We start from the raw sequence: 25,170 nt of genomic DNA on the forward strand, positions 1-25,170 counted from the left end.
ATCGTCAGGCAACAGTAACACCTTGCCCGCACAGGAAAAAAGAGGGAGCGCGGGCCTGGCCGGCCTAGGGTCCGGGGTTCTGGCCGCGCTTGCGAAAACGCCACGCCGGCAGGAGCGGGCGTGGCGTTTCGGGACGCCCTGCAATGGGCTGTCAGCGGCTCGCGGTGTCCAGGTACAGGGTCAGGGTCTGGCCGGGCTTGAGCGCCTGCTTGCTGCGCGGGTTCCAGCGCTGCAGGTGCTTCATCTCGACATTGAAGCGCTTGGCGATCAGGTACATCGAGTCGCCTTGCTTGACCTTGTAGTAGGTGGCGCTGTCGCGCTTGCCGGCGGCGTTTCCCTTGCGGGCCGCCAGGGCCTGGGTGCCGCCTTGCAGCTTGAGGGTCTGGCCGACCTTCAGGGCGTGCTTGTCCAGGCCGTTCCAGCGCTTCAGGTCGTTGACGTCGACGCCGTTGTTGCGGGCGATCTGCCACAGGCTGTCGCCGTTCTTGACCTTGTAGGAGCGGGTCCTGGCCGGGGTGGAAGCCTGTCGGGCGAGTTGCTGGTAGACCGGCTTGACGGCGCCGCCGGCGATCTGCCCGGGGATGCTCAGTTGCTGGCCCTTGCGCAGGTGGTTGCTGGACAGGCGGTTGGCGCTCTTGAGCTCCGCTACGGTGATCCGATAGCGGTTGGCGATGCTGTGCAGGCTGTCGCCGCTACGCACCCGGTATTGCTGCCAGGCGGTGACTTCCTTCGGCTTGAGGGTGTCCAGCGAGGCGGTCAGGAACGCCGCTTTCTCCATCGGCACCAACAGTTGCTGGGGGCCGTCCATGGTCACGCGGCGCTTGTAGGCCGGGTTCAGCTGGTACAGCTCGTCCTCGTCCAGGTTCGCCAGCGCGGCGACGCTGGACAGGTCGATCCCGCGCTTGACCCGGACGGCCTGGAAGTAGGGCTCGTTGTTGATCGGGTTCAGGCTGATGCCGTAGGAATCCGGCGCCATGACGATCTGTGAGAGGGCGAGCAGCTTGGGTACGTAGTCCTGGGTTTCCTGCGGCAGCGGCAGGTTCCAGTAGTCGGTCGGCAGGCCCAGTTTCTCGTTGCGTTCGATGGCGCGGCTGACAGTGCCTTCGCCGGCGTTGTAGGCCGCCAGGGCGAGCATCCAGTCGCCGTTGAACATGTCGTGCAGGCGCTCGAGATAGGTCAGGGCGGCATTGGTCGAGGCGGTGATGTCGCGGCGACCGTCGTAGAAATTGGTCTGGCGCAGGTTGAAATGCTGGCCGGTGGCGGGAATGAACTGCCAGAGGCCGGCGGCGTTGCTGCGCGACAGGGCGAAGGGGTTATAGGCGCTTTCGATGACCGGCAGCAGCGCCAGTTCGAGCGGCATGTTGCGTTCTTCCAGGCGCTCGACCACGTAGTGCATGTAGAGGCTGCCGCGCGCGCTCGATTGTTCGAGGAACGACTGGTTGCTGAGGAACCAGAGGCGCTGGCGTTCGATGCGCGGGTTGGTGCTGATCGCATCCTGGAGCTGGAAACCGTCGCGCATGCGGTCCCAGATGTCGTTGTAGGCGGCGTTCTGGCCGGGCTGGGCATGCAGCCAGGAGGGGTTGAACTGGACGTCGACGGCTCGGGCGCCGGGACGTGCTGCTTTGGCCTGGGCCTCCCCCTTGATCTGGCCGCTGCCCTGGCAGCCGGCGAGCGCACCGGCGATGAGCAGGATGGACACCCGAACGGCGCGAGCCAGGGCGTCTAGATCGGGGGTTTTACGTGTCTGTGGCGGCATCGGCTGAGTGCTGTTCCGGGCAAAAATTCAGCCGATTCTAGAAATGACCTCAAGAGTGGTCAAGATTTCGCCAACCTTCAGAACTGGTCCTTCCAGGCCCTCAGGACGGCGAAAACCTCCTCCGGGGTGCGGTTTTGCTGGCCGCTCCGCTGGTCGGCTTTTTTCTTAACAGAATTTTCCGAAACGCGAAGAAATGGATTGGTCGACAATTCCAGCGAGATTTCCGACGGCAGGGTGATGCGATCCCGTTCGCGCAACCGGGTCGCTTCCTCGAAGCGTTCCCGCAGCGCCGCGTTGTCGGGCTCCACCGCCAGCGCGAAGCGCAGGTTGCTCAGCGTGTACTCGTGGGTGCAGTAGACCCGGGTGTTGGCCGGCAGCGCGGCCAGTCGCGCCAGGGAATGGTGCATCTGCGCCGGGGTGCCTTCGAAGAGACGGCCGCAGCCGGCGGCGAACAGGGTGTCGCCGCAGAACAGCAGCGGCGTCTCCGCCGGGTGGTAGTAGGCGATATGGCCGAGGGTATGGCCGGGCACGTGGAAGATCTCGAAGACCAGGCCGAGCACCTCGACCCGTTCGCCGTCTTCCAGCGCCAGGTCGCGGGCCGGGATCTTCTCGTTGGCCGGGCCGAGAACCCGCGCGCCGGTCAGTTCCTTCAGGGCCGCGACGCCGCCGACGTGGTCGTGATGGTGGTGGGTCACCAGGATATCGCTCAACCGCCAGTCGGGATGGGCGGCCAGCCAGGCTTCCACCGGCTTGGCATCGCCGGGGTCGACCACCGCGCAGCGACGGCTTGTCGCATCTTGCAACAGCCAGATGTAGTTGTCGTTGAAGGCGGGCAGGGCGTCGATCTGTATCATGGGTCGATGTCGCTAAGCAGAAGTCATTGGCGCATAGTATTGCTTATTTTCCCGTGGTGCCGGCGTCCGTCGCCGCGAAGGGGAAGACGCTGGAGGTACGCATGAACGAACCGCAAGCCTTCGCCCAGACCGATGCCGAGTGGCTGGCATCGATCAACCGGGCGCGCGACTGGTTCCAGGGCCCGCTGGGCAGCCTGATGCTGGCCGAGGAGCGACGCCTGTTGTGCGACGAGCTGACCCGTTACTTCGGTGGCTACCTGGTGCACTACGGGCCGCATGCCGAACTGCCGCCGAGCACCGGGCAGATTCAGCGCGGCGTGCGCCTGGGGCCGCCGCTGCCGGGCGTGGACATCGCCTGCGAAGAGGGCGCCTGGCCGCTCAGCGAACATGCCGCGGACGTGGTCCTGCTGCAACACGGCCTGGATTTCTGCCTGTCGCCTCACCGTCTCCTGCGCGAAGCCGCGCGTACCGTTCGTCCGGGCGGCCACCTGCTGCTGATCGGCATCAACCCATGGAGCCTGTGGGGCATCCGTCATTATTTCGCCGGGGATGCCTTGCGCCAGGCCCGCTGCATTCCTCCGTCGCGGGCCTGCGATTGGCTCAACCTGCTGGGCTTCGCGCTGGAGAAACGGCGCTTCGGGTGCTATCGTCCGCCGCTTGCGTCGGCAGCCTGGCAATCGCGCCTGGCTCGCCTGGAGCGCTGGGGCGACGCCTGGCAGTCTTCGGGCGCCGGCTTCTATCTATTGGTGGCACGCAAGCTGGTCGTGGGGTTGCGCCCGTTGCGCCAGAGCAAGCGCGAACCGCGCGGTCAGCTGGTGCCCATGCCGGTGGCGAAAGTCAGCCGGCGAGATTCCGAAATTTAGGCATGACAGATAAAGAACAGGTAGTGATCTATACCGACGGCGCCTGCAAGGGCAACCCTGGGCGCGGCGGCTGGGGGGCGTTGCTCCTCTACAAGGGCGCCGAGCGAGAGCTTTGGGGCGGCGAGCCGGACACCACCAACAACCGCATGGAGCTGATGGCGGCGATCCAGGCGCTGGCGGCACTCAAGCGTTCCTGTCCGATCCGTCTGATCACCGACTCGGAATACGTGATGCGCGGCATCACCGAATGGTTGCCGAACTGGAAGAAGCGCGGCTGGAAGACCGCCAGCAAGCAGCCTGTCAAGAATGCCGACCTCTGGCAGGCCCTGGATGAACAGGTCGCCCGGCACCAGGTGGAGTGGCAGTGGGTCCGCGGGCATACCGGCGACCCCGGCAACGAGCGGGCCGACCAGTTGGCCAACCGTGGTGTCGCCGAATTGCCGCGCTGAGCGGCCACACCGAAACAAGCGTTCAGCAGCCACGGCTGCAGCGAAACAGAGAAAGGCTCTATAGATGCGTAGCGTCGTACTGGATACCGAAACCACCGGCATGCCGGTGACCGATGGTCACCGGATCATCGAGATCGGCTGTGTCGAGCTGGAGGGGCGCCGCCTGACCGGTCGCCACTTCCACGTCTACCTGCAACCCGATCGCGAGGTCGACGAAGGGGCGATCGCCGTCCACGGCATCACCAACGAATACCTGAAGGACAAGCCGCGCTTCCGCGAGGTCGCCAACGATTTCTTCGAATTCATCCGCGGCGCCCAGCTGATCATCCACAACGCGGCGTTCGATATCGGCTTCATCAACAACGAGTTCGCCCTGCTGGGCCAGCAGGACCGCTCGGACGTGACCGAGTACTGCTCGGTGCTGGATACCCTGCTGATGGCCCGCGAGCGCCATCCGGGCCAGCGCAACAACCTCGATGCGTTGTGCAAGCGCTACGGCGTGGACAACTCCGGCCGCGACCTGCACGGCGCGTTGCTCGACGCCGAGATCCTCGCCGACGTCTACCTGGCGATGACCGGCGGCCAGACCAGCCTGTCGCTGGCCGGCAGCGGCGCGGAAGGCGACGGCAGCGGCCGGCCGATGGTCAGCCCGATCCGTCGGCTCGATCCGGCGCGGGTCGCCACCCCGGTGCTGCGCGCCAACGCCGAAGAGCTGGCTGCGCATGCGGCGCGGCTGGCGGTGATCGAGAAGTCGGCAGGTGGTCCGTCGCTCTGGGCGCAACTGGAAGCGCCGGTCGGCGAATAGCCTGCCCATGCACCACGGGCGCCGCGTTCAGCGCGTCGCCCGCTCCACCAGCAAGGTGTCGCAGAACTGCTCGAAACGGCGGATCCTGCCGTCCTCCACCGTCCATACGTGTGCCACGCGCGCTTCGAACGACTTGCCGCTGCGACGGTGGGTCGCTGCATATCGACCGACGGCGACCACGCTGTCGCCGCCGTCGATCAGGCGCTCGATCTCGACCCTGAAGCCCTCCCAGTCCCGCTGCAAGGCCTGGAACACACCGGCGCCGATGGCGGCCGCGCCGACATAGGTGCCGGCCAGCGGGAAACCGGCCATTTCCGTCCATTCGGTGCGTTCGTCCATGTCCGCCAGCATTCCGGCGAGGTCCCCACGGCTAGAGGCCGCATAGTGATCGCTGACGATCCGATAAGCGCTGCGCATCGTTGTCGCTCCGTAGCAGGGCAGAGAGGTCCATGCTCCTCGCTGGCGGGAGCGGAGGCAAGCGCGGCGCGCCGACTTGTGTTGCCGCGACCTTTTCTTACAAGGGCAAGCCGCCGGGGGTTACGCGCGTGCCGGCAAGTCTCTACCCTGAGCCGACCGGCGGGGTTCGCCCGCCTGCTGCTCGGGATCAACAATGTATAAAGACCTCAAATTTCCCGTCCTCATCGTCCATCGCGACATCAAGGCCGACACCGTTGCCGGCGAACGCGTGCGGGGCATCGCCCACGAACTGGAGCAGGACGGCTTCAGCATTCTCTCCACCGCCAGCTCCGCCGAGGGGCGCATCGTCGCTTCCACCCACCACGGCCTGGCCTGCATCCTGGTCGCCGCCGAAGGTGCCGGGGAAAACCAGCGCCTGCTGCAGGATGTGGTCGAACTGATCCGCGTGGCCCGCGTGCGGGCGCCGCAATTGCCGATCTTCGCCCTCGGCGAGCAGGTGACCATCGAGAACGCGCCGGCCGAGTCCATGGCCGACCTGCACCAGTTGCGCGGCATCCTCTACCTGTTCGAAGACACCGTGCCGTTCCTCGCCCGCCAGGTCGCCCGGGCGGCGCGCAACTACCTGGCCGGGCTGCTGCCGCCATTCTTCCGTGCGCTGGTCGAGCACACCGCGCAGTCCAACTATTCCTGGCATACGCCGGGCCACGGCGGCGGTGTCGCCTATCGCAAGAGTCCGGTGGGACAGGCGTTCCACCAGTTCTTCGGGGAGAACACGCTGCGTTCCGACCTGTCGGTCTCGGTCCCCGAGCTGGGCTCGCTGCTCGACCATACCGGCCCCCTGGCCGAGGCCGAGGACCGTGCCGCGCGCAATTTCGGCGCCGACCATACCTTCTTCGTGATCAATGGCACTTCCACCGCGAACAAGATCGTCTGGCATTCCATGGTCGGTCGCGAAGACCTGGTGCTGGTGGACCGCAACTGCCACAAGTCGATCCTCCACTCGATCATCATGACCGGGGCGATACCGCTCTACCTCACTCCGGAACGCAACGAACTGGGAATCATCGGGCCGATCCCGCTGAGCGAATTCAGCAAGGAGTCGATTGCCGCGAAGATCGCCGCCAGTCCGCTGGCGCGCGGTCGCGAGCCGAAGGTGAAGCTGGCGGTGGTGACCAACTCCACCTACGACGGCCTGTGCTACAACGCCGAGCTGATCAAGCAGACCCTCGGCGACAGCGTCGAAGTGTTGCACTTCGACGAGGCCTGGTACGCCTATGCCGCGTTCCACGAGTTCTACGACGGACGCTATGGCATGGGCACCTCGCGCAGCGAGGAGGGACCCCTGGTGTTCGCCACCCACTCCACGCACAAGATGCTCGCCGCCTTCAGCCAGGCCTCGATGATCCACGTGCAGGATGGCGGGACCCGGAAGCTGGACGTGGCGCGCTTCAACGAAGCCTTCATGATGCACATCTCGACCTCGCCGCAGTACGGCATCATCGCTTCGCTGGACGTGGCTTCGGCGATGATGGAAGGGCCCGCCGGGCGTTCGCTGATCCAGGAAACCTTCGACGAGGCCCTCAGCTTCCGCCGGGCCCTGGCCAACGTACGGCAGAACCTGGACCGGAACGACTGGTGGTTCGGCGTCTGGCAGCCGGAGCAGGTGGAGGGCACCGATCAGGTCGGCACCCATGACTGGGTGCTGGAGCCGAGCGCCGACTGGCACGGCTTCGGCGATATCGCCGAAGACTACGTGCTGCTCGATCCGATCAAGGTCACCCTGACCACCCCGGGCCTGAGCGCCGGCGGCAAGCTCAGCGAGCAGGGGATTCCGGCCGCCATCGTCAGCCGCTTCCTCTGGGAGCGCGGGCTGGTGGTGGAGAAAACCGGTCTCTACTCCTTCCTGGTGCTGTTCTCGATGGGCATCACCAAGGGCAAGTGGAGCACCCTGGTCACCGAACTGCTCGAATTCAAGCGCTGTTACGACGCCAACCTGCCGCTGCTCGACGTCTTGCCCTCCGTGGCCCAGGCCGGCGGCAAGCGCTACAACGGCGTGGGCCTGCGCGACCTCAGCGACGCCATGCACGCCAGCTACCGCGACAACGCCACGGCGAAGGCCATGAAGCGCATGTACACGGTGCTGCCGGAGGTCGCGATGCGGCCGTCCGAGGCCTACGACAAGCTGGTGCGCGGCGAGGTCGAGGCGGTACCGATCGCTCGGTTGGAAGGGCGCATCGCTGCCGTCATGCTGGTACCCTATCCGCCGGGTATCCCGCTGATCATGCCGGGTGAGCGCTTCACCGAGGCGACCCGCTCGATCCTCGACTATCTCGAGTTCGCGCGGACCTTCGAGCGCGCCTTCCCTGGTTTCGACTCCGATGTGCACGGCCTGCAGCATCAGGACGGACCGTCCGGGCGCTGCTATACCGTTGAATGCATAAAAGAATGAGGCCGACAGGCTAAGGGGTGTCGATGGCGGGGGGAGAGAAGGCCGGCAAGCGCGGCATGGGGTTCTGGACCTGCAGCGCGCTGGTGATCGGCAACATGGTCGGTTCGGGAGTCTTCCTGCTTCCCTCCAGCCTGGCGGCGTTCGGCGGGCTCAGCCTGTTCGGCTGGCTGGTGTCGAGCACCGGCGCGGTGCTGCTGGCGCTGACCTTCGCCCGCCTGGCGCGGGTCAACCCCGGCGCCGGCGGCCCCTACGCCTATACCCGCGACGGTTTCGGCAGCTTCGCCGGCTACCTGTGCGCCTGGACCTACTGGAAAGCCGCCTGGATCGGCAACGCGGCGATCGCCGTGACCCTGGTCGGCTACCTGCGGGTGTTCATCCCGGCGCTGGCGGATCCGCTGCTGATGGTCTGCGTGGCCATCGCCGCGATCTGGCTGTGCACCCTGATCAACCTGCGAGGCATCGGCACCTTCAGCGTGGTGCAGAACCTGCTGACCATCCTCAAGCTGCTGCCGTTGTTGCTGGTCGGTATCCTCGGCTGGTTCCACTTCAATCCCGAGCACCTGGCGATCCCGGCGCGCAGCGAGCTGCCGAACATGGGCTATGCCCAGGCGATCGCCACCACCGCGGCGCTGACCCTTTGGTCGTTCATCGGCCTGGAGTCGGCCACCGTGCCGGCCGACGACGTCGAGGACCCGCGCCGCACCATTCCCCGCGCGACCCTGTTCGGCACGCTGGCCGCGGCGGCCCTCTACATCCTCTCGATCACTGCGGTGCAGGGCCTGATGCCGCCGGAGGTGCTGGCCCGCTCCACCTCGCCGTTCGCCGACGCGGCACGGATCCTGATGGGCGACTGGGGCTACTACCTGGTGGCTGCCGGGGCGGTGATCGCCTGCCTGGGCGCGCTCAATGGCTGGGTCCTGTTGCAGGGCCAGATCCCGGTGGCTCCGGCGCGCGACGGGCTGTTCCCGGAGTCGCTCGGCCAGCTCAACAAGAACGGCGCGCCGGCCCACGGCCTGCTGGCCTCGGGGCTGCTGGTGACGGCGCTGGTGATGGTCGACGGGCATGGCGACCTGGTCGATGTGTTCAACGTGATCATCCTGCTCGGCACCATGACCGGGGTGGTCCCCTACGCGTTCTGCACCGCCGCGCTGTTGCAACTGCTGGCGGTGCGACCGGACGAGTTCTCGCCGCGTTCACGCCGGCAATTGCTGGTGATCGGCTCGCTGGGCTTCGCCTACTCGCTATGGGCGCTGTATGGCACCGGCCAGCAGGCGATCTTCTGGGGCTTCCTGGTGCTGATGGCCGGTATCCCGATGTACACCTGGCGGCAATGGCGCAACCAGGTCAACGGAGTGCCGACGCTCAAAGCCAATGACTGACCGCCCACCAGCCCAGGCCGCCCATCACCAGGGTGTAGGGTAGCGCCATCCAGACCATGCGGCCGTACGACAGGCGCACCAGCGGGGCGATGGAGGAGGTCAGCAGGAAGAGGAACGCCGCCTGGCCGTTGGGCGTCGCTACGCTGGGCAGGTTGGTGCCGGTATTGATCGCCACCGCCAGGGTATCGAAATGCTCGCGGCTCATGTGGCCGGCATCCAGCGCCTGTTTCACCTCGGTGATGTAGATGGTGGCGACGAATACGTTGTCGCTGATCGCCGAGAGCAGGCCGTTGGCGATGAAGAGCATGCCCGGCTGGCGTTCCGCCGGCAGCGCCAGCACCGCCTGGATGATCGGGGTGAACAGGTGCTGCTGGTGGATCACCGCGACCACCGCGAAGAACACCACCAGCAGCGCAGTGAACGGCAGGGCTTCCTGGAAGGCGCGGCCGATCTGGTGTTCGTCGGTGACGCCGGTGAAGGCAGTGATCAGCACGATCACCAACAGGCCGATCAGGCCGACCTCGGCGACATGCAGGGCCAGCCCGACGATCAGTACCAGCGCCGCCAGGGCCTGCACCAGCAGCGCGGCCTTCTGCTGCGCTCCGCGTTTGCGGCTTTCGCTGGCGGCGTACTCGGCGAGCACCTGGCGCACCGCCGCCGGCAACTGGGCGCCATAGCCGAAGCGGCGGCTCTTCTCCAGCAGCACGCAGGTCAGCAGGCCGGCCGCCAGTACCGGCATGGATACCGGCGCGACCTGGCGGAAGAACTCGACGAAATGCCAGCCGGCCTCGTGGCCGATCAGCAGGTTCTGCGGTTCTCCCACCAGGGTGCAGACGCCGCCCAGCGCGGTGCCGACCGCCGCGTGCATGAGCAGGCTGCGGAGGAAGGCGCGGAATTCTTCGAGATGGGCCCGGTGCAGCTCCGGGACCTGGCGGTCGGTGGCGGGATCGTAGTCCTCGCTGGCGCGCTGCCCCGAAGCGACCCGGTGGTACACGGCGAAGAATGCCACCGCCACGCTGATCACCACGGCGGTCACGGTGAGGGCGTCGAGGAAGGCCGAGAGGAGGGCGGCCAGCAGGCAGAACAGGAGCGATAGCAGGGCCTTCGAGCGCACGCCGAGCAGCAGGCGGGAAAACAGCAGGAGCAGCAGGTCCTTCATGAAGTAGATGCCGGCGACCATGAACATCAGCAGCAGGAGCACCGGGAAGTTGTGCTGCAACTCCGCATAGAGCGCCTCGGGGGTAGCCAGGCCGAGCAACAGCGCCTCCAGCACCAGCAGGCCGCCCGGCTGCAGCGGATAGCATTTCAGCGCCATGGCCAGGGTGAAGATGAACTCGCCGACCAGCACCCAGGCGCTTGTCACCGGCCCGGCCAGCCATAGCAGCAGGGGGTTGAGCAAGAGGAAGGCGAGCACCGTCAGCTTGTACCAGCGCGGCGAATGCCCGAGGAAGTTCTGTGCGAAAGCCTGGCTCAAGGGACTGCTCACGATGGACTCCACGGCAAGGAAAAGACTGAAAATGCCAGCAGGACTTTCGTTGGATCAAGCGTTTAGCGCAATCATCGAAGAGATTGCGGTATCAATGGGCGTGCCGTGCATCACATAGTGCAGCATCGACATTTGGCTCGCCCTTGTTATAGTTGCGGGATTTTCCGCACAACAAAAATCTCTGCGTTCTGACAGCGCAGTTGCTCTGCCGAGGACTATCGTCGTGACCGAGTACAACGCATTCCGTGTGGAGCTGGCAGACAAGATCGCCCACGTCCAGATCAACCGTCCGGACAAGATCAATGCCATGAACCAGGACTTCTGGCGCGAGATCATCGAGATCTTCCGCTGGGTCGACGATACCGACGAAGTGCGGGTGGTCGTGCTGTCCGGGGCGGGCAAGCATTTTTCCTCGGGGATCGACCTGATGCTGCTGGCCCAGGTCGGCAGCCAACTGGGCAAGGACGTCGGCCGCAACGCCGACGCCCTGCGTCGCAAGATCCTCGAGCTGCAGGCCTCGTTCAACGCGGTCGACAACTGCCGCAAGCCGGTGCTCGCGGCGATCCAGGGCTACTGCCTGGGCGGCGCCATCGACCTGGTCTCGGCCTGCGACATGCGCTACTCGACCGCCGACGCGCAGTTCTCGATCAAGGAGATCGACATCGGCATGGCCGCCGACGTCGGCACCCTGCAGCGCCTGCCGCGGATCATCGGCGATGGCATGATGCGCGAGCTGGCCTACACCGGGCGCATGGTCGACGGCGAAGAGGCACGGAGCATCGGCCTGGTCAATCGTACCTACGCGGACCAGGCCGCATTGATGGATGGGGTCTTCGAACTGGCGCGGCAGATCGCCGCGAAGTCGCCGATCGCCATCCGTGGTACCAAGGAAATGATCCGCTATATGCGCGACCACCGGGTCGACGACGGCCTCGAGTACGTCGCTACCTGGAACGCCGCCATGCTCCAGTCCGCCGACCTGCGGGTGGCGATGGCCGCGCATATGGCCAAGCAGAAGCCGGAATTCGCTGATTGATGCCGTTGTATATTCTTGCGCGGGAGGCGCACTAGACCGATGGTCACAGGAGCCACGTCCCTCAGTCTGGTGCGCGACGAGTTGTTCGCCACCATGGAACAGGCCGAACAGGGTCTTGAGCAGTTCATTGCCGAGCGGCAGAACGGCAGCCTGCTGCAGCACGCCGTCGAATGCCTGCAACAGATCCGCGGCACCCTCAACCTGATCGAGCTGGCCGGCGCCGAGCTGCTGGCCCAGGAAGCCCTGCAGCTGGCGACCGACATTCCCACCGGCGTCAGCGAGGAGCGCGACGGCCAGCTGGCAGCCCTGGGCAACGCCCTGTACGTGCTGCGCCGCTACCTGGAGAACGTCGAGGCCAATCGCCAGGAGATCCCCGAGCTGCTCTTGCCGGCGATCAACGAAGTGCGCTGTGCCGCAGGGCAGCCGGCGCTGCCGGAAAGCTTCTTCTTCAGCGCCCGCCTGGATATCCCGCGGCCGCCGAGCACCGCCATCGACCACCTGCCTTCCGAAGCCGAACTGGGCGAGGAAAGCCGGCGGATGCGCCACATGTACCAGATCGGCCTGCTCGGCCTGATCCGCGAACAGAACCTCTATCCCAGCCTCAAGCTGATGGGCCGCGCGCTGGCGCGCCTCGACAGCCTGCACGGCGGGGTGGCCCGTTCGCGGCTGTGCTGGATCGGCGCCGCGGCGATCGAGTCGATCGTCGATGGCCAACTGTTGCCGCGCAAGTCGCGCAAGCAACTGTTCTCGCGCATCGACCGCGAGCTCAAGCAATTGCTGATCGGCCCGGCCTACGAGGCGCCGCGCCATCTGCTCAAGGAACTGCTCTACCTGGTGGCGCTGTCCGACGGCCAGGGCCCGCGTTCGCGCGAGGTCCGCGAACTGCATGGGCTGGCGCCGCTGCCGTTCACCGACCACCTGCTGGAAGAGGAATCGCAGCGCCTGTCCGGCCCCGGCCAGTCGGTGATGCGTTCGCTGTCCACGGCGATCCGCGAGGAACTCGCCGGGGTCAAGGACATGCTCGACCTGATCGAGCGCGGCGTGGCCCAGCCGGACAGCCTGACCAACCTGCATGCGCAACTGGGCAAGCTGAGCAAGACCCTCGGCATGGTCGGCCTGAACTCGGCCGGCACCGCCCTGCAGACCCAGCTACCCACCGTGGCCGCCTGGGCTGCCAGCGGCGTCGCCGATTCGCCGCCGGCGTTGCTGCGCCTGGCCGATGCGGTGCTCTACGTGGAAAGCATGGTCGGCAACCTCGAGCGCGGCGAGCGCCGCATCACCCGGCCGACTCCGGCGGAGCCCGGGCAGGAAGCCGATGCGTTCGCCGTGCACCAGTTGGCCGAGGCGCGCATCGTGGTGATCGAGGAGGCCAAGGCCGGCCTGGCCCTAGCCAAGCGTGCGATCACCGCGTACCTGGAATCCAATGGCGACAAGCTCAACCTGGCCAACGTCCCGGCCAGCCTGCAGGCGGTCCGGGGCGGCCTCTGGTTCCTCGGTCAGGAGCGCGCCGCGCTGCTGGTCGGCGGCTGCGCCGACTACATCCAGCAGCGCATGATCGAGACCGCGCAGATGCCTTCGGAACAGATGCTGGAAACCCTCGCCGACGCCCTGACCAGTCTCGAATACTATCTCGAGGGCGGTGCCGTGCTGCGTCCGCAGGGCCAGCCGGATGTCCTCGACCTGGCCAGCGCCAGCGTCAAGGCGCTCGGGCTGCCGGTGGCCGCCTGATGGCCGGCGAGTCCCGCTGGCAGGCAGGTCGGCCGACTACCGCCCAGGTCGGCGGCTGGGTGCTCGCGCACTGTCAGCAGCGCTTCCTCCAGGACGACAACGGCCTGCTGTTCCCCCGCGAATGGCTGAAGCGCCAGGAACTCCCGCTGCTCGCCGAACATGGGGTCGGCCATTGGCAGGGCGAGCCGGTCTACGTGCTGGAACTGGACGAGCCGATCGAGCTGCCGGGCATGGCCTGGGCGCCGTTGCGGCAGTTCATGCTGCACGGCGATTTCGATCAGTTCTGCATGCTCGGCTATGCCAGCCAGATCGGCATCTGGGCACGTCACAACCGGTTCTGCGGCAACTGCGGCACACGCATGCAGGCGCAGGACCACGAGCGGGTGATGCAGTGTCCGCAGTGCGGGCTGCACCAGTACCCGCGCCTGTCGCCGAGCATGATCGTCCTGGTGACCCGGGGCGACGAGGTGTTGCTGGCGCGTTCGCCGCGCTTCGTGCCGGGGGTCTACAGTACCCTGGCCGGCTTCGTCGAGGCCGGCGAGTCGGTGGAGCAGTGCGTGGTCCGCGAGGTGCGCGAAGAGGTCGGGGTGGAGGTCGCCAATCTCGAATACATCGGCAGCCAGAACTGGCCGTTCCCGCATTCGCTGATGCTCGGTTTCCACGCCGAGTACGTGTCCGGCGAGATCGTCCCGCAGGAGGACGAGATCGAGGACGCCCAGTGGTTCTCCCTCGATGCCTTGCCGCCGCTACCGGCGCAGCGCTCGATCGCCCGGCACCTGATCGACCTGTACCTGGCGCGCCGCTCAGGCGCCGCTGAACCAGTGCTGCCAGGCTAGCCGCGCGGTCAGCGCCAGGACCACCAGGATGAACACCGGGCGAATGAACTTCGCCCCGCCGCCGATGGCGGTGCGCGCGCCGAAATAGGCGCCGACCATCAGCGACGCACCCATGCACAGGCCGAGCAACCAGATCACCTGGCCGGAGGCGACGAACACCGCCAGCGCCACTATGTTGCTGACGAAGTTCATGCTCCGCGCCACACCGCTGGCGCGGACCAGGTCCAGCGGGTACATGAGCAGCGAGCTGACGGTCCAGAACGCTCCGGTGCCCGGTCCCGCCACGCCGTCGTAGAAGCCCAGGGCGAGGCCCTGCGGCCACTGGCGCTTGCGTCCGACCGGCGCATCGGCGTCCAGCGGCGCCTTCGGCGTGCCGCCGAAGAGCATGTAGAGGCCGCAGGTGAATACCACCACCGGGAGCATCCGGTTCAGCCACTCGGCGGGCAGCAGGTGAGCCGCCCAGGCGCCTATGGCGGCGCCGATCGCGGTGGCGAGCAGAGCGTTGCGCCACTTCCCGGGATGGAACAGCTTGCGCCGGTAGAAGGTGTAGCTGGCGGTCGCCGCACCGAAGGTCGAGCTCAGCTTGTTGGTACCCAGCGCCAGGTGCGGCGGGACCCCGGCGGTGAGCAGCGCAGGGATGGTCAACAGGCCGCCGCCGCCGGCGATGGCGTCGATGAAGCCGGCGAGAAAGGCCACCACGGCCAGGATGATCAGGGTGCTGGGGTCTATCGCGAGTTCGAAGGGCATGAAAAACCGGACCTGCTTCCAATCGGGAAACGGCCTCGCTGGCCGTCGGGAGGAGGGGTGCGCATAATGCCCGCAATTTCACGCAGAAGGAATCGCTTGCATGCAGTACGACGGTCTGGCCTGGGCATTCGCGTTACTGGCCTTGCTGGCCGCCCTGGTCGCGGTGCGCATCCTCTTCGAACGCACCTGGTTCCTCGGCTGGCTGCGCGGCACCTGCGGCTTGGCCTTCGTCGCCGTGGCGGCGCTGTTGCTGGTGCTCGCCTGGGACCTGCGCAGCTATTCGCTGCTCAAGCCCGAGCAGCCGATGGCCACCCTGAGCTTCCAGGCCGAAGGGCCGCAGCGCTACCGGGTGCTGATCCAGGAGGGCGCCAACGAGCGCAGCGTGGTGCTGGACGGCGAACTCTGGCAACTGGACGCGCGGATTTTCCGCTGGAAGGGGCTGGCCGCGTTGATCGGTCTGGCGCCGGGCTATCGCCTCGACGCGCTCAGCGGCCGCTTCCTGGCCCTCGAGCAGCAGTCCCGGGGCCGCCGCCTGGGCTTGTCGCAGAGTCCGCTGGGGGTCGATCTCTGGCGCTGGCTGCGGGCCGGCGAGCACGACCTGTTCCTGTTCGAGCCGCTGGCGGGGCGGGTGACTTTCCTGCCGATGGCGGACAAGGCGGTGTTCGCGGTGAACTACGGCGTCGCCGGGCTGCTTGCCGAGCCGATGAACCTGGCGGCCGAGGAGGCGCTCAGGGACTGGCGCTAGGCCATGCGAAAAGCCGGGGCGGCGGCGATCGCCTGGGCGGTTTCGCGAAAGCGTTCGATGAGTTCCGACGGCGTGCGGTAGGCCAGCGCCAGCCGATAGGGAATTCGCGCCCGCCGCCCTTGCAGGGGACGAAAGGTAACCCCCGGCGGGCGCAACGGTTGTAGCAGCGAAGGCACTAGCGCGACGCCGATGCCGCCGGCCACCAGCCCGGCGATGGTCTGCATCTGCCGCGCCTCCTGCACCACCTCCGGGACGAAGCCGGCTGCCGCGCAGGCGGCGACGATCAGGTCGTGCATGCCCGGCCCATAGTGCCTTGGGAACAGCAGCCAGGGTTCTCCGGCCAGTTGTTCCAGGCGCAGGCGCGCATGGCGTGCCAGCCGATGCCCTTCGGGCAATGCCACGCGCATGTCGCCGTCCACCAGTAGATGCGTGTACAGGCCGGGCTGGCGGTCGACCGGCAGAACGATCAGGCCGGCATCGATGCGGTCTTCGCGCAACGCCTCCAGTTGCCCCGCGGTGGTGTCTTCCTGGAGCTGGAAGTCCAGCGCGCCATGCTGGTGGCGGAACGCCTGGAGTATGCGCGGTAGCAGAATATTGATGGTGCTGTCGACGAACGCCAGGCGCAACGTTCTGCGTCCGCTGACGGCGCTGCGCGCGGCCGCCAGGGTGCGTTCGGCCTGGGCCAGGGTGCGCCGGGCTTCGTCGAGGAACGCGCGGCCCGCCGGCGTCAGGCGGTGGATACGGTTGTCACGCTCCAGCAGGCTGGCGCCGACTTCTTCTTCCAGCCGCCGGATCGCGGTGGTCAGCGGTGGCTGGGCCATGTGCAGGCGCTCAGCGGCGCGGCGGAAGCTCAGCTCCTCGGCAACCGCGACGAACTGGCGGAACTGGCGCAAGTCGGCCATTGCGATATCTCCCGGATATGGTGAGTTAAGAAAGACAGTATTGGATATATCGCGGCGAATCCGTCGAGAATCCATCCGTACGCTCGCTCTGGCCAGACGAGGCGTTCCATCCATTACAGAGGAAGCCCGTCATGCACACTCATTCTCCAATCCCCCGTACCGCCCTGGTCACCGGCGGCTCGTCGGGCATCGGCCTGGCCATCGCCCGGCGCCTTCGGCAACAGGGTTATCGGATCGCCCTGGTGGCCCGTGATTCCCAGCGCCTGCAACGCGCTGCCGCCGAGTTGGGCGGTGTGCCCTGGATGGCCGCCGATCTTTCCCGCCGCGAAGCTGTCGAGGCGGTGGCCGCCTGGGTTGGCGACACCTTCCAGGGGCTCGACGTGCTGGTGAACAACGCCGGGTTCACCCGAAAGATCGCCGCCACCACTCCGCTGGCTGAGGCCGAGCGGGAATGGGATGCGCTGCTGGACGGCAACCTGAAAAGCGCGTTCCTCATGTCGCTGGCGGTGTTGCCGCATTTCGCGGAAGAGGGCGGGCGGATCATCCATATCGGATCGATCGCCGCGCAGACCGGTAGCGGCAGTCCCGGTGCGCTGGGCTATGCGGCGGCCAAGGCCGGCCTGCATGGCTTCGGCGTGGCCCTGGCGCGGGAACTCGGTTCGCGCGGGATCACGGTGAACAGCGTGGCGCCGGGTTACATCGCTGACACCCGGTTCTTTCCCGGCGGCCTCGATCCGCAACGGGTCGCCGCCATCGTCGGCGAGACCCCGCTGGGCAGGACCGGCCGGGTCGAGGACATCGCCGCGGCGGTGGCCTGGCTGGCCTCGCCCGAGGCGGGGTTCGTCACCGGAACGGTGGTGTCGGTGAACGGTGGCTGGCGGGTCGGCAACTGAAGTGGAGGCGGCGGGTAACACCTATGGGGGTACTCGTCCGGCTACCCGAGAACGCAGGTGAATAGCCGTGGGGCGCCTGTCCCGCGCTGGTGCGAGGCATTGGCAATCCTGAAATGAAAAGAGGGAGCCCTGGCTCCCTCTTCGCGCGTTCGCCGTTCCGTCAGGAAAGGAAGCCGCCGTCGACGTTCAGCGCCACGCCGGTGGTGTAGCTGGACGCTTCGCTAGCCAGGTAGAGCACGGCGCCTGCCATTTCGCTCGGCTCGGCCACGCGCTTGAGCGGGATGCGCTGCAGGGCGAGGTTGCGGATCGCGTCGTTCTTCACCAGCGCCGAAGCGAACTTGGTGTCGGTCAACCCTGGCAGGAGGGCGTTGCAGCGGATGCCGAACTGCGCGCATTCCTTGGCGAAGACCTTGGTCATGCTGATCACGGCGGCCTTGGTCACCGAGTAGATGCCCTGGAACTCGCCGGGCGATACGCCGTTGATCGAGGCCACGTTGATGATGCTGCCGCCGCCGTGTTCCTTCATCAGCTTGCCGCCCTCGATGGACATGAAGTAGTAGCCGCGGATGTTGACGTCGACGGTCTTCTGGAAGGCGCCGAGGTCGGTTTCCAGTACGTTGCAGAACTGCGGGTTGGTGGCGGCGTTGTTGACCAGGATGTCGAGGCGGCCGAACTGCTCGCGGATCTGTGCGAAGACGTTCTGGATCTGCTCCATCTCGCCGATGTGGCAGGCGATCGCGGTGGCCTTGCCGCCCTCCGCGGTGATCGCGTCGGCGACCGCCTGGCAGCCATCGATCTTGCGGCTCGAGACGATCACGTGGGCGCCTTGCTGGGCCAGCAGCTTGGCTATCGCCTCGCCGATGCCGCGGCTGGCGCCGGAAACGAAGGCGATCTTGCCGTCGAGGTCGAACAGGTGGGTCTTGGACATGGGCTATCCCCTTGTAGTGGTCGGTTACAGGCGGGAGCGCTCGATGGCCTGCAGGCTCATCTGCTCCAGCAGCTTGTTCATCTGCACGAACTGGGCGAAACGCTTATCCTGGGTCTGCCCGTGGTAGTAGCGGTAGTAGATCTGCTGGACGATGCCGGCAAGACGGAACAGGCCATAGGTGTAGTAGAAGTCCAGGTTGTCGATCGGTGGGATCCCGGCTCGCTCGGCGTAGTAGTCGGCGAACTCCCGGCGGGTCAGCATGCCCGGCAGGTGGCTGGGCTGGCGGCGGGTCAGCTGCACCGGAGCCGGGTCGCCGGCTTCCACCCAGTAGGCGAGGGTATTGCCGAGGTCCATCAGCGGATCGCCGAGGGTGGCCAGTTCCCAGTCCAGCACGCCGATGATCTGCATCGGGTTGTCCGGGTCGAGGATCACGTTGTCGAAGCGGTAGTCGTTGTGCACGATGCCCGGCTTGTGGTGATCGGCCGGCTGCTTGTCCTTGAGCCAGGCCTTGACCGGTTCCCAGAGCGGCGCGTCGGGGGTCAGGGCCTTCTCGTAGCGGTCGGTCCAGCCGGCGATCTGGCGCTGCACGTAGCCGTCCGGGCGGCCCAGGTCGGCCAGTCCGCAGGCGGCGTAGTCGACGTTGTGCAGTTCGACGAACTTGTCGATGAAGCTCTTGCACAGGCTGCGGGTCTGTTGTTCGTCGAGATTCAGCTCAGGCGGCAGTTCGGCGCGCAGGATGATGCCCTTGACCCGTTCCATGACGTAGAACTCGGCGCCGATCACCGACTCGTCGGTGCAGTAGAGGTAGGCTTTCGGGCAGTAGGGGAAGCCTGCGTTCAACTGGTTCAGGATGCGGTATTCGCGGCCCATGTCGTGGGCCGACTTGGCCTTGTGGCCGAATGGCGGGCGACGCAGGACGAACTCCTGGCGCGGATACTCGATCAGGTAGGTCAGGTTGGACGCGCCACCGGGGAACTGGCTGATCTTCGGGGTGCCTTCGAGGCCGGGGATATGGGCTTTCAGGTACGGGTCGATGACGGCGGCGTCAAGTTCTTCGCCGGCGCGGATGCGAGTGGATTGGTCGGTCAGCGACATGGGGTTCCCTTCTCGTGGTGCCACGGCGGAGCCGCGGGAGCCGGTGCGCGCATCAGGCTGCGCAATGATGGTGGCCGGCGATAATTGGCTAATCTAATGCCCTGTCCCGGCCCTCACAAGCCGCCGCCGGGCGTTATGGGCAAGCGTGTTGCCGCTCCATCACGGTCCCTGATCGTCGGCCTGGAGGAATGCCGGACGAAAAAAAACCGGAGCCGCGAGGGACTCCGGTTTTCCTTCTGGCATGGCGCCGGAAACGGTCAGACCGGGAACAGTTCGCCCAGCTTCATCGCCAGCATCATGTCGCCTTCGGCGCGCAGCTTGCCGGCCATGAAGGCCTGCATGCCGTCGGTCTCGCCGCTGGTGATGCCCTTCAGGGTTTCGCTGTCCATGATCAGGGTGACGTTGGGGTTCTCGGCGTCGCCCTGTACCACTTCGCAGGTACCGTCCTTGACGACCAGGTAGTGGTTGTCGCCGTCTTCGATGTTGAACTGGAACACCAGATCCAGGCCGGCGGCCGCGCTGGCGTTGAACTTGCTTTTCATGGTGGAGACGATGTCAGCAACGGTGGTCATGGGTTCTATTCCTTTCTTCTAGGGTTTTTTCGGCGACCGGAACGGTCGCGGTAGGCCGGCTCATCGATAGGTGATGAGTTCCGGCGCCTTCAACAGTTCCAGGTGCACGTGACTGTTGAAGGAAGCCAGGGACACTTCCTCGCCGCGGAATCTCAGGCGAGTCAGCGAGGTATTGACGATCTGCCAGTTCAGCTCGAAGGCCTTGAGCGGCGGAACGCCGACGATCAGTTGGAGCAGGGCGGTAATGGTACCGCCGGAGGTGAACACGGCGACCCTGTCCTTGCCGCTGGCCTGCGCCAGCAGACGACGAAGACCGTCATGGACCTTATCGAGGAATTCCTGCCAGCTTTCCAGCCCATCTTTCTCATGGTTGCCGGAAACCCAGCGCGCGATGATGGTGGAGAACAGGCGCTGGAACTCGGCCCGATGCTCGGCCGCATGGCGAAGGATGTGCAAGGCTTCCGGCTGCTCCTCGAGCAGGTCCGGCAGGTGCGCGCGGATCACCGCGTCGGCTTCGAATTCGTTGAACGCCGGATCGACTTCCAGCTCCGGCGTGGCCAGCCCGGAGGACTCCAGGCGTTCGAGGGCGGCGCGGGCGGTGTGCTGCTGGCGGCGCAAGCCGCCGCTGAGGACGCGGTCGAAACGGACGCCGAGGTTCAGCAGGTGGTCGCCGAGGATTTCCGCCTGGCGGATGCCGGTCGGCGACAGCACGTCGTAGTCGTCGGCACCGAACGACGCCTGGCCATGTCGAATCAGGTAGATGCTGCCCACGGGCGGACCTCGGCGGGTGAAAGTTCCGCGAGGGTATGAGGATCACCCAGGGCTGTCAACGAAAAAACATACGCTTGTTTGAATGTCATTCGCTGCCTTTATCGGCTGCTCCGGGCGTGCCCTGCAAAGGCTCTCCAGGCAGTGGCATCGCTGGCCGCCCGTCGGTGGCCTGGGTATGCTTGCGCAATCGTGTCGCCCGTAGACGGGTGCGTCAACAGTAGAGAGGGGGTTGTGTGGAGTTCATTGCCGAATATGCGGGCTTTCTGGCCAGGACCGTGACCGTGCTGGCGGCGATCATCGTGGTGCTGGTGGTGATCGTCGCCCTGCGCGGCCGCGGCCGGCGCGGCGCAGGCGGGCACCTCGACGTGCAGAAACTCAACGATTTCTACAAGGACCTGCGCGAGCGGGTCCGTCACAGCGTCCTCGACAAGGCCAGCCTCAAGGCCTTGCGCAAGGAGGAGAGCAAGGCGGCGAAGCAGGCGAAGAAACATCCTGAACAGAAGTCGCGGGTCTACGTGCTCGATTTCGACGGCGACATCAAGGCCTCGGCTACCGAGCAACTGCGCCACGAAGTGACTGCGGTGCTGAGCATGGCGGGCAAGGACGACGAGGTGGTGCTGCGCCTGGAAAGCGGCGGTGGCATGGTCCATGGCTACGGCCTGGCGGCCTCGCAACTGGCGCGCATCCGCCAGGCCGGCGTGCCGCTGACCGTGTGCGTCGACAAGGTGGCGGCCAGCGGCGGCTACATGATGGCCTGCATCGGCGATCGGATCCTTTCCGCGCCCTTCGCCATCCTCGGCTCGATCGGCGTGGTGGCGCAGTTGCCCAACGTCCACCGGCTGTTGAAGAAGCACGATATTGACTTCGAGGTGCTTACCGCCGGCGAATACAAGCGTACGCTGACGGTATTCGGCGAGAACACCGAGAAGGGCCGGGAAAAGTTCCAGGAGGACCTGGAGGTGACCCACGAACTGTTCAAGAACTTCGTGGCCCACTACCGGCCGCAACTGAACATGGACGAGATCGCCACCGGCGAGGTCTGGCTGGGCCAGGCCGCACTGGGCAAGCTGCTGGTGGACGAACTCAAGACCAGCGACGAGTACCTGGCCGAGCAGGCCAGGGAGCGCGATGTCTACCAGGTGCAATTCGTCGAGCGCAAGAGCCTGCAGGAACGCGTCGGCCTGGCCGCCAGCGTGGTTATCGACCGCGTGCTGGTGACCTGGTGGGGGCGGCTCAACCAGCAGAAGTTCTGGCAATAGGCCGGCGCCGACAGGGACGAACACGCTGTCTTCAGGGTTTTCACGAGAGGAGGTCGAAATGGCTGTATTCAAGGCGTTGTGGGTGACGGAAGCGCCCCACGGCGTTTACGAAACGCAGGTGGTCGAGCGCGATACCGGCGACCTGCCGGCGGGCGACGTACTGATCCGCGTGCAGTATTCCTCGCTGAACTACAAGGATGCGCTGTCCGCCAGCGGCAACCGCGGGGTGACCCGCAAGTACCCGCATACCCCCGGCATCGATGCCGCCGGTGTGGTCGCCGAGTCCTCGGTGGCCGAGTTCGCGGCCGGTGACGAGGTGATCGTCACCGGCTACGACCTGGGCATGAACACCGCCGGCGGTTTCGGCCAGTACATCCGCGTGCCCGCGGCCTGGGTGATCAAGCGCCCGCAAGGCCTGAGCCTGCGCGAGGCGATGATCCTCGGCACCGCCGGCCTGACCGCGGCGCTCTGCGTCGAAAAGCTGGAGCGCAGCGGCCTGCGCCCCGACCATGGCTCGGTGCTGGTCACCGGCGCCAGCGGCGGGGTCGGCAGTATCGCCGTGGAACTGCTGGCCAAGCTCGGCTACACCGTGGCGGCCGCCACCGGCAAGCTGGAGCAGGCCGAGTTCCTCAACCGCCTGGGGGCCAAGCAGATCCTCGATCGCGCCACCGTGGCCGATGGCGTCGACAAGCCGTTGCTCAAGGAACAGTGGGCCGGCGCGGTGGACACCGTCGGCGGCGACATCCTCTTCAACGTGGTCAAGTCGTTGCAGTACGGCGGCAGCGTCGCCTGCTGCGGCCTGACCGCCGGCGCCGGCTTCAAGGCCTCGGTGCTGCCGTTCATCCTGCGCGGGGTCAACCTGCTCGGGGTGGACTCGGTGGAGCTGCCGCTGGTGGTCAAGGCATCCATGTGGGACAAGCTGTCGCTGCAATGGAAGCTCGACAACCTCGAAGAGGTGGCGCGCGAGATCGCCCTCGAAGAGCTGCCGGGGGCGATCAACCAGATCCTCGCCGGCAAGCTGGTCGGCCGGGTGCTGGTCAACCTCGGCTGAGGGCGTTGCCGGAGCCCAGCTCCGGCAACAGGTAGCCCGCCCATAGCGATTCGGCGAACTGCGGCCGGAAGAAGCCGAAATGGCCGATGTGGCGGGCGCCGATTTCCTCGGGAGCGATGCGCCAGGCGGTTTTCGGCGCTTCGCGGTAGAAGCCCAGCAGCGACTCGATGCTGCGTCGGGACATCATTTCATCGTCGGTGAACGACAGCGACACGATGGGCGTGCGTACGGCGGAGAAGGCGCGGCGGATAGCCTCGCCATCCGCGAGGGCGTACTGCGGATGCAGGCACCAGCGTCGCCATTGTTCGATCACCCCGCGCGGCAGGTCGCCGACCATGCCCAGGCGGCGCCCGGGAAAATAGCCGAGTAGCGGCGTCAGCAGGGGCGCGACGAGGTACCAGAACAACCAGACCTTGTTGCGCAACCGCGGGCTGTTTTCCTTCCAGTAGCCACTGCCGCTGGCGATGCTGAAGACCCTCTCGATACGCTCGCGCCCTTCGACGAAGGGCAGGATCTGGCCGCCCAGGCTATGGCCGATCCAGTACAGGGGCTTGCTCCCGCTCTCGGCGAGCGCGGCGGCGAGCATGGCGCTGCAGTCATGACGGGCCCAACCCAGCACATCGACCTCGAGACCGCGCAGCGAGCCGTTGCGCGATTGCCCCATGCCCAGGTAGTCGAAGGTGATGGCCAGGTAGCCGCGCTCTGCCAGCCAGGCGGCGAAGGGCGCGTAGAAGCGCTGTTCCACGCCCATCGCCGGGACGATCAGGAGATAGCCGCGCGGCTCCCCGGCAGGCCGGTACCAATGGCTGGCCAGCGGATGGCCGTTGCCGTTATCGATGAGGCGTGGTTGCGGAGGGTTCATGCCGGTCTCCGTGGTCTGTTCGCGGCTTCGAGAATAGGGCTGGCCGCCAGGGCGCCTCCAGCCGGCCGAAAGCACGGCCGGGGCGCCCTGGCGGTCAGGCCTGGCTGACGTACATGGTGATCTCGGCGCGGAATACCGGCTTGTCGTCGACATAGGCGACCACCGGCACCACCAGGTTGCCGGTGGCTTGCCAGTCGATCTGGCTGCCGTCGGCCACCGCGCGCACGTCGCCAGTGGCCTTGGCCAGGTACTCGACGGTCATGCCGCGCGGAATCCAGCGATGGCCGGCGGGAATCGAGGCGTCGGTCATGGTCCCGGCGGCCAGTTCGGCGGCATTGCACAGGGCGATGGCATGCACCGTGCCGATATGGTTCAGCACCTCGCGGCGCTTGGGGAAGGTGACTTCGGCATAGCCGGGACGCAGTTCGACGAACTGCGGGGCGATGCTGGCGAAATAGGGTGCGAACTGGCCGATCATGGCGCTGAACTGAGCCGGGCCGACCTGCTGGTACATCTGCATCATCTGACTCATGGAAAACTCCGGGCGTTTCAGGATTGAAGATGTGTGCGCACCGGGGCAGTATACGAAGGTTAGAAATTTATTCTAGAAAAATATTCTAGTCAGCGTTTCGACGATTATCGACAAGGACCGACATGGGCCGTTCTTCCCGCAAAGACGAGATTCTCCAGGCCGCCCTGGCCTGCTTCAGCGAGCATGGCGTAGACGCCACCACCATCGAGATGATCCGCGACCGTTCCGGAGCGAGCATCGGTAGCCTCTACCACCATTTCGGCAACAAGGAACGCATCCATGGCGAACTGTACCTGGCCGGGATCGGCCAGTACGCGGCGTTGCTCGAAGCCGGCTTCGCCAGGGCGCGCAGCGCCGAGGAAACGGTCAGGTTGCTGGTCACCAGCTATATCGACTGGGTCGTGGCGAATCCTGACTGGGCACGCTTCATCCTGCACAGCCGCGGGCGGGTAGAGGCGGGGGAGTTGGGCGAGCGCCTGCGGGCCGACAACCAGGCCCACTTCGCGCGGATCCATGCGGCGCTGGCGGGATATCGGGCCGAGGGCCTGTTCCGCGAGATGCCGGACGACTGCTTTGCTTCGGTGGTGATCGGCCCGGCCCACGACCTTGCCCGCCAGTGGCTGGCCGGGCGAACCCGGGTGGCGTTGGCCGACTGTCGCGAACTGCTGGCGCAGGTGGCCTGGGACAGCGTGCGCGCGGCCTGAGGCGTCCGTGGCCTCGGGAACGAAAAAGCCCCGCGGCTGCGGGGCTTTTTC

General features: G+C 66.3%; 25 protein-coding genes. 13 read left to right on the top strand and 12 right to left on the bottom strand.

Features of this window, described 5'->3' with window-relative positions; all coding sequences use genetic code 11:
* Window positions 1–151: 151 nt before the first annotated feature.
* The gene (locus FOC67_RS09655) at window positions 152–1,756 is read right to left on the bottom strand and encodes a lytic transglycosylase domain-containing protein (RefSeq protein ID WP_003132812.1); all 1,605 of its coding nucleotides are present in this window, start codon (window positions 1,754–1,756) and stop codon (window positions 152–154) included.
* A 77-nt stretch (window positions 1,757–1,833) separates the two neighbouring features.
* Entirely contained in the window at window positions 1,834–2,610 is a 777-nt protein-coding gene (gene gloB / locus FOC67_RS09660) for a hydroxyacylglutathione hydrolase (RefSeq protein ID WP_003087949.1), read from the bottom strand.
* A gap of 101 nt (window positions 2,611–2,711) precedes the next feature.
* Between gloB and FOC67_RS09665 the strand changes: the two genes are divergently transcribed.
* The 3 genes from FOC67_RS09665 to dnaQ all read left to right on the top strand — a co-directional run bounded on the left by FOC67_RS09665 (window position 2,712) and on the right by dnaQ (window position 4,727).
* The gene (locus tag FOC67_RS09665; RefSeq protein ID WP_003087952.1) at window positions 2,712–3,473 is read left to right on the top strand and encodes a methyltransferase domain-containing protein; all 762 of its coding nucleotides are present in this window, start codon (window positions 2,712–2,714) and stop codon (window positions 3,471–3,473) included.
* 2 nt (window positions 3,474–3,475) lie between these two features.
* On the top strand, window positions 3,476–3,922 hold the full coding sequence (gene rnhA / locus FOC67_RS09670; RefSeq protein WP_003087954.1) for a ribonuclease HI: 447 nt from the start codon (window positions 3,476–3,478) through the stop codon (window positions 3,920–3,922).
* 64 nt (window positions 3,923–3,986) lie between these two features.
* Complete coding sequence (gene dnaQ, locus FOC67_RS09675) at window positions 3,987–4,727, top strand: DNA polymerase III subunit epsilon (RefSeq protein WP_003087958.1); 741 nt, start codon at window positions 3,987–3,989, stop codon at window positions 4,725–4,727.
* A 27-nt stretch (window positions 4,728–4,754) separates the two neighbouring features.
* Here dnaQ and FOC67_RS09680 read toward each other — a convergent pair whose 3' ends face one another.
* Window positions 4,755–5,144 (bottom strand): nuclear transport factor 2 family protein, encoded by a 390-nt coding sequence (locus tag FOC67_RS09680; RefSeq protein ID WP_003132809.1) that lies wholly within the window; start codon window positions 5,142–5,144, stop codon window positions 4,755–4,757.
* A gap of 193 nt (window positions 5,145–5,337) precedes the next feature.
* Here FOC67_RS09680 and ldcA point away from each other — a divergent pair, with 193 nt between their 5' ends.
* The gene (ldcA, locus tag FOC67_RS09685) at window positions 5,338–7,593 is read left to right on the top strand and encodes a lysine-specific pyridoxal 5'-phosphate-dependent carboxylase LdcA (RefSeq protein WP_003087961.1); all 2,256 of its coding nucleotides are present in this window, start codon (window positions 5,338–5,340) and stop codon (window positions 7,591–7,593) included.
* 23 nt (window positions 7,594–7,616) lie between these two features.
* Complete coding sequence (locus tag FOC67_RS09690; protein WP_003087965.1) at window positions 7,617–8,972, top strand: amino acid permease; 1,356 nt, start codon at window positions 7,617–7,619, stop codon at window positions 8,970–8,972.
* Here the strand turns inward: FOC67_RS09690 and nhaB are convergent.
* A complete protein-coding gene (gene nhaB, locus FOC67_RS09695) occupies window positions 8,956–10,458 on the bottom strand; it encodes a sodium/proton antiporter NhaB (protein WP_003087967.1) in 1,503 nt (500 codons plus the stop codon). The genes FOC67_RS09690 and nhaB overlap by 17 nt on opposite strands.
* A 223-nt stretch (window positions 10,459–10,681) precedes the next feature.
* Here nhaB and FOC67_RS09700 point away from each other — a divergent pair, with 223 nt between their 5' ends.
* From FOC67_RS09700 to nudC, 3 genes are read left to right on the top strand one after another with little or no spacing between them, the layout of a single operon-like run.
* Window positions 10,682–11,494: a crotonase/enoyl-CoA hydratase family protein gene (locus FOC67_RS09700; protein WP_003087972.1), complete on the top strand. Its 813-nt coding sequence runs from the start codon at window positions 10,682–10,684 to the stop codon at window positions 11,492–11,494.
* 39 nt (window positions 11,495–11,533) lie between these two features.
* Window positions 11,534–13,222, top strand: coding sequence for a type IV pilus/biofilm regulator FimL (gene fimL / locus FOC67_RS09705; protein ID WP_003087974.1), 1,689 nt, complete (start codon window positions 11,534–11,536; stop codon window positions 13,220–13,222).
* Window positions 13,222–14,058, top strand: coding sequence for an NAD(+) diphosphatase (gene nudC / locus FOC67_RS09710; RefSeq protein WP_003139928.1), 837 nt, complete (start codon window positions 13,222–13,224; stop codon window positions 14,056–14,058). Before fimL ends, nudC begins: the two co-directional genes overlap by 1 nt.
* On the opposite strand, the gene FOC67_RS09715 is transcribed toward nudC, so the two are convergent.
* Complete coding sequence (locus FOC67_RS09715; protein ID WP_003087979.1) at window positions 14,026–14,805, bottom strand: TSUP family transporter; 780 nt, start codon at window positions 14,803–14,805, stop codon at window positions 14,026–14,028. The genes nudC and FOC67_RS09715 overlap by 33 nt on opposite strands.
* 100 nt (window positions 14,806–14,905) lie before the next feature.
* Between FOC67_RS09715 and FOC67_RS09720 the strand changes: the two genes are divergently transcribed.
* Entirely contained in the window at window positions 14,906–15,550 is a 645-nt protein-coding gene (locus FOC67_RS09720; RefSeq protein WP_003087981.1) for a hypothetical protein, read from the top strand.
* Here FOC67_RS09720 and FOC67_RS09725 read toward each other — a convergent pair.
* Complete coding sequence (locus FOC67_RS09725; protein WP_009314603.1) at window positions 15,547–16,452, bottom strand: LysR family transcriptional regulator; 906 nt, start codon at window positions 16,450–16,452, stop codon at window positions 15,547–15,549. The two genes, FOC67_RS09720 and FOC67_RS09725, sit on opposite strands and share 4 nt — an antisense overlap.
* A gap of 131 nt (window positions 16,453–16,583) precedes the next feature.
* On the opposite strand from FOC67_RS09725, the gene FOC67_RS09730 reads away from it, so the two are divergent.
* On the top strand, window positions 16,584–17,345 hold the full coding sequence (locus FOC67_RS09730; protein ID WP_003113599.1) for an SDR family NAD(P)-dependent oxidoreductase: 762 nt from the start codon (window positions 16,584–16,586) through the stop codon (window positions 17,343–17,345).
* A gap of 160 nt (window positions 17,346–17,505) precedes the next feature.
* Here the strand turns inward: FOC67_RS09730 and FOC67_RS09735 are convergent, their stop codons facing one another.
* From FOC67_RS09735 to FOC67_RS09750, 4 genes are all read right to left on the bottom strand, one after another.
* Window positions 17,506–18,273, bottom strand: a complete 768-nt coding sequence (locus FOC67_RS09735) for an SDR family oxidoreductase (RefSeq protein WP_003087987.1) — start codon at window positions 18,271–18,273, stop codon at window positions 17,506–17,508.
* 24 nt (window positions 18,274–18,297) lie between these two features.
* Window positions 18,298–19,368, bottom strand: a complete 1,071-nt coding sequence (locus FOC67_RS09740; protein ID WP_003087989.1) for a phosphotransferase family protein — start codon at window positions 19,366–19,368, stop codon at window positions 18,298–18,300.
* Window positions 19,369–19,625: 257 nt separating this feature from the next.
* Window positions 19,626–19,940: an SCP2 sterol-binding domain-containing protein gene (locus tag FOC67_RS09745; RefSeq protein ID WP_003087993.1), complete on the bottom strand. Its 315-nt coding sequence runs from the start codon at window positions 19,938–19,940 to the stop codon at window positions 19,626–19,628.
* Between the two features lie 60 nt (window positions 19,941–20,000).
* Window positions 20,001–20,711, bottom strand: a complete 711-nt coding sequence (locus FOC67_RS09750; RefSeq protein ID WP_004349259.1) for a histidine phosphatase family protein — start codon at window positions 20,709–20,711, stop codon at window positions 20,001–20,003.
* Window positions 20,712–20,944: 233 nt separating this feature from the next.
* Here FOC67_RS09750 and sohB point away from each other — a divergent pair, with 233 nt between their 5' ends.
* Window positions 20,945–21,970 carry a protease SohB gene (gene sohB / locus FOC67_RS09755; RefSeq protein ID WP_003087997.1) on the top strand — a complete coding sequence of 342 codons (1,026 nt, stop codon included), beginning with the start codon at window positions 20,945–20,947 and terminating at the stop codon, window positions 21,968–21,970.
* 58 nt (window positions 21,971–22,028) lie between these two features.
* Window positions 22,029–23,021, top strand: a complete 993-nt coding sequence (locus FOC67_RS09760; protein WP_003087998.1) for a YhdH/YhfP family quinone oxidoreductase — start codon at window positions 22,029–22,031, stop codon at window positions 23,019–23,021.
* On the opposite strand, the gene FOC67_RS09765 is transcribed toward FOC67_RS09760, so the two are convergent.
* Together FOC67_RS09765 and FOC67_RS09770 are read right to left on the bottom strand one after the other, a co-directional pair.
* On the bottom strand, window positions 23,008–23,883 hold the full coding sequence (locus tag FOC67_RS09765) for an alpha/beta fold hydrolase (protein ID WP_003087999.1): 876 nt from the start codon (window positions 23,881–23,883) through the stop codon (window positions 23,008–23,010). The genes FOC67_RS09760 and FOC67_RS09765 overlap by 14 nt on opposite strands.
* A gap of 94 nt (window positions 23,884–23,977) precedes the next feature.
* Window positions 23,978–24,415: a hotdog fold domain-containing protein gene (locus tag FOC67_RS09770; protein WP_003098177.1), complete on the bottom strand. Its 438-nt coding sequence runs from the start codon at window positions 24,413–24,415 to the stop codon at window positions 23,978–23,980.
* Window positions 24,416–24,537: 122 nt separating this feature from the next.
* Between FOC67_RS09770 and FOC67_RS09775 the strand changes: the two genes are divergently transcribed.
* The gene (locus tag FOC67_RS09775; RefSeq protein ID WP_003098179.1) at window positions 24,538–25,119 is read left to right on the top strand and encodes a TetR/AcrR family transcriptional regulator; all 582 of its coding nucleotides are present in this window, start codon (window positions 24,538–24,540) and stop codon (window positions 25,117–25,119) included.
* Window positions 25,120–25,170: the final 51 nt, after the last annotated feature.

The sequence above is a fragment of the Pseudomonas sp. FDAARGOS_761 genome, assembly GCF_013343155.1.
GTDB lineage: Bacteria > Pseudomonadota > Gammaproteobacteria > Pseudomonadales > Pseudomonadaceae > Pseudomonas > Pseudomonas aeruginosa.

Bases quoted from the DNA above. Each gene is read 5' to 3' on its own strand.
- rnhA (WP_003087954.1), top strand. From the start codon at position 3,476: ATGACAGATAAAGAACAGGTAGTGATCTATACCGACGGCGCCTGCAAG.
- FOC67_RS09775 (WP_003098179.1), top strand. From the start codon at position 24,538: ATGGGCCGTTCTTCCCGCAAAGACGAGATTCTCCAGGCCGCCCTGGCC.
- FOC67_RS09730 (WP_003113599.1), top strand. From the start codon at position 16,584: ATGCACACTCATTCTCCAATCCCCCGTACCGCCCTGGTCACCGGCGGC.
- FOC67_RS09720 (WP_003087981.1), top strand. From the start codon at position 14,906: ATGCAGTACGACGGTCTGGCCTGGGCATTCGCGTTACTGGCCTTGCTG.
- FOC67_RS09725 (WP_009314603.1), bottom strand. From the start codon at position 16,452: ATGGCCGACTTGCGCCAGTTCCGCCAGTTCGTCGCGGTTGCCGAGGAG.
- FOC67_RS09760 (WP_003087998.1), top strand. From the start codon at position 22,029: ATGGCTGTATTCAAGGCGTTGTGGGTGACGGAAGCGCCCCACGGCGTT.
- fimL (WP_003087974.1), top strand. From the start codon at position 11,534: ATGGTCACAGGAGCCACGTCCCTCAGTCTGGTGCGCGACGAGTTGTTC.
- FOC67_RS09735 (WP_003087987.1), bottom strand. From the start codon at position 18,273: ATGTCCAAGACCCACCTGTTCGACCTCGACGGCAAGATCGCCTTCGTT.
- FOC67_RS09740 (WP_003087989.1), bottom strand. From the start codon at position 19,368: ATGTCGCTGACCGACCAATCCACTCGCATCCGCGCCGGCGAAGAACTT.
- FOC67_RS09770 (WP_003098177.1), bottom strand. From the start codon at position 24,415: ATGAGTCAGATGATGCAGATGTACCAGCAGGTCGGCCCGGCTCAGTTC.
- FOC67_RS09745 (WP_003087993.1), bottom strand. From the start codon at position 19,940: ATGACCACCGTTGCTGACATCGTCTCCACCATGAAAAGCAAGTTCAAC.
- FOC67_RS09765 (WP_003087999.1), bottom strand. From the start codon at position 23,883: ATGAACCCTCCGCAACCACGCCTCATCGATAACGGCAACGGCCATCCG.
- FOC67_RS09715 (WP_003087979.1), bottom strand. From the start codon at position 14,805: ATGCCCTTCGAACTCGCGATAGACCCCAGCACCCTGATCATCCTGGCC.
- FOC67_RS09680 (WP_003132809.1), bottom strand. From the start codon at position 5,144: ATGCGCAGCGCTTATCGGATCGTCAGCGATCACTATGCGGCCTCTAGC.
- dnaQ (WP_003087958.1), top strand. From the start codon at position 3,987: ATGCGTAGCGTCGTACTGGATACCGAAACCACCGGCATGCCGGTGACC.
- gloB (WP_003087949.1), bottom strand. From the start codon at position 2,610: ATGATACAGATCGACGCCCTGCCCGCCTTCAACGACAACTACATCTGG.
- FOC67_RS09655 (WP_003132812.1), bottom strand. From the start codon at position 1,756: ATGCCGCCACAGACACGTAAAACCCCCGATCTAGACGCCCTGGCTCGC.
- FOC67_RS09690 (WP_003087965.1), top strand. From the start codon at position 7,617: ATGGCGGGGGGAGAGAAGGCCGGCAAGCGCGGCATGGGGTTCTGGACC.
- FOC67_RS09665 (WP_003087952.1), top strand. From the start codon at position 2,712: ATGAACGAACCGCAAGCCTTCGCCCAGACCGATGCCGAGTGGCTGGCA.
- nudC (WP_003139928.1), top strand. From the start codon at position 13,222: ATGGCCGGCGAGTCCCGCTGGCAGGCAGGTCGGCCGACTACCGCCCAG.
- ldcA (WP_003087961.1), top strand. From the start codon at position 5,338: ATGTATAAAGACCTCAAATTTCCCGTCCTCATCGTCCATCGCGACATC.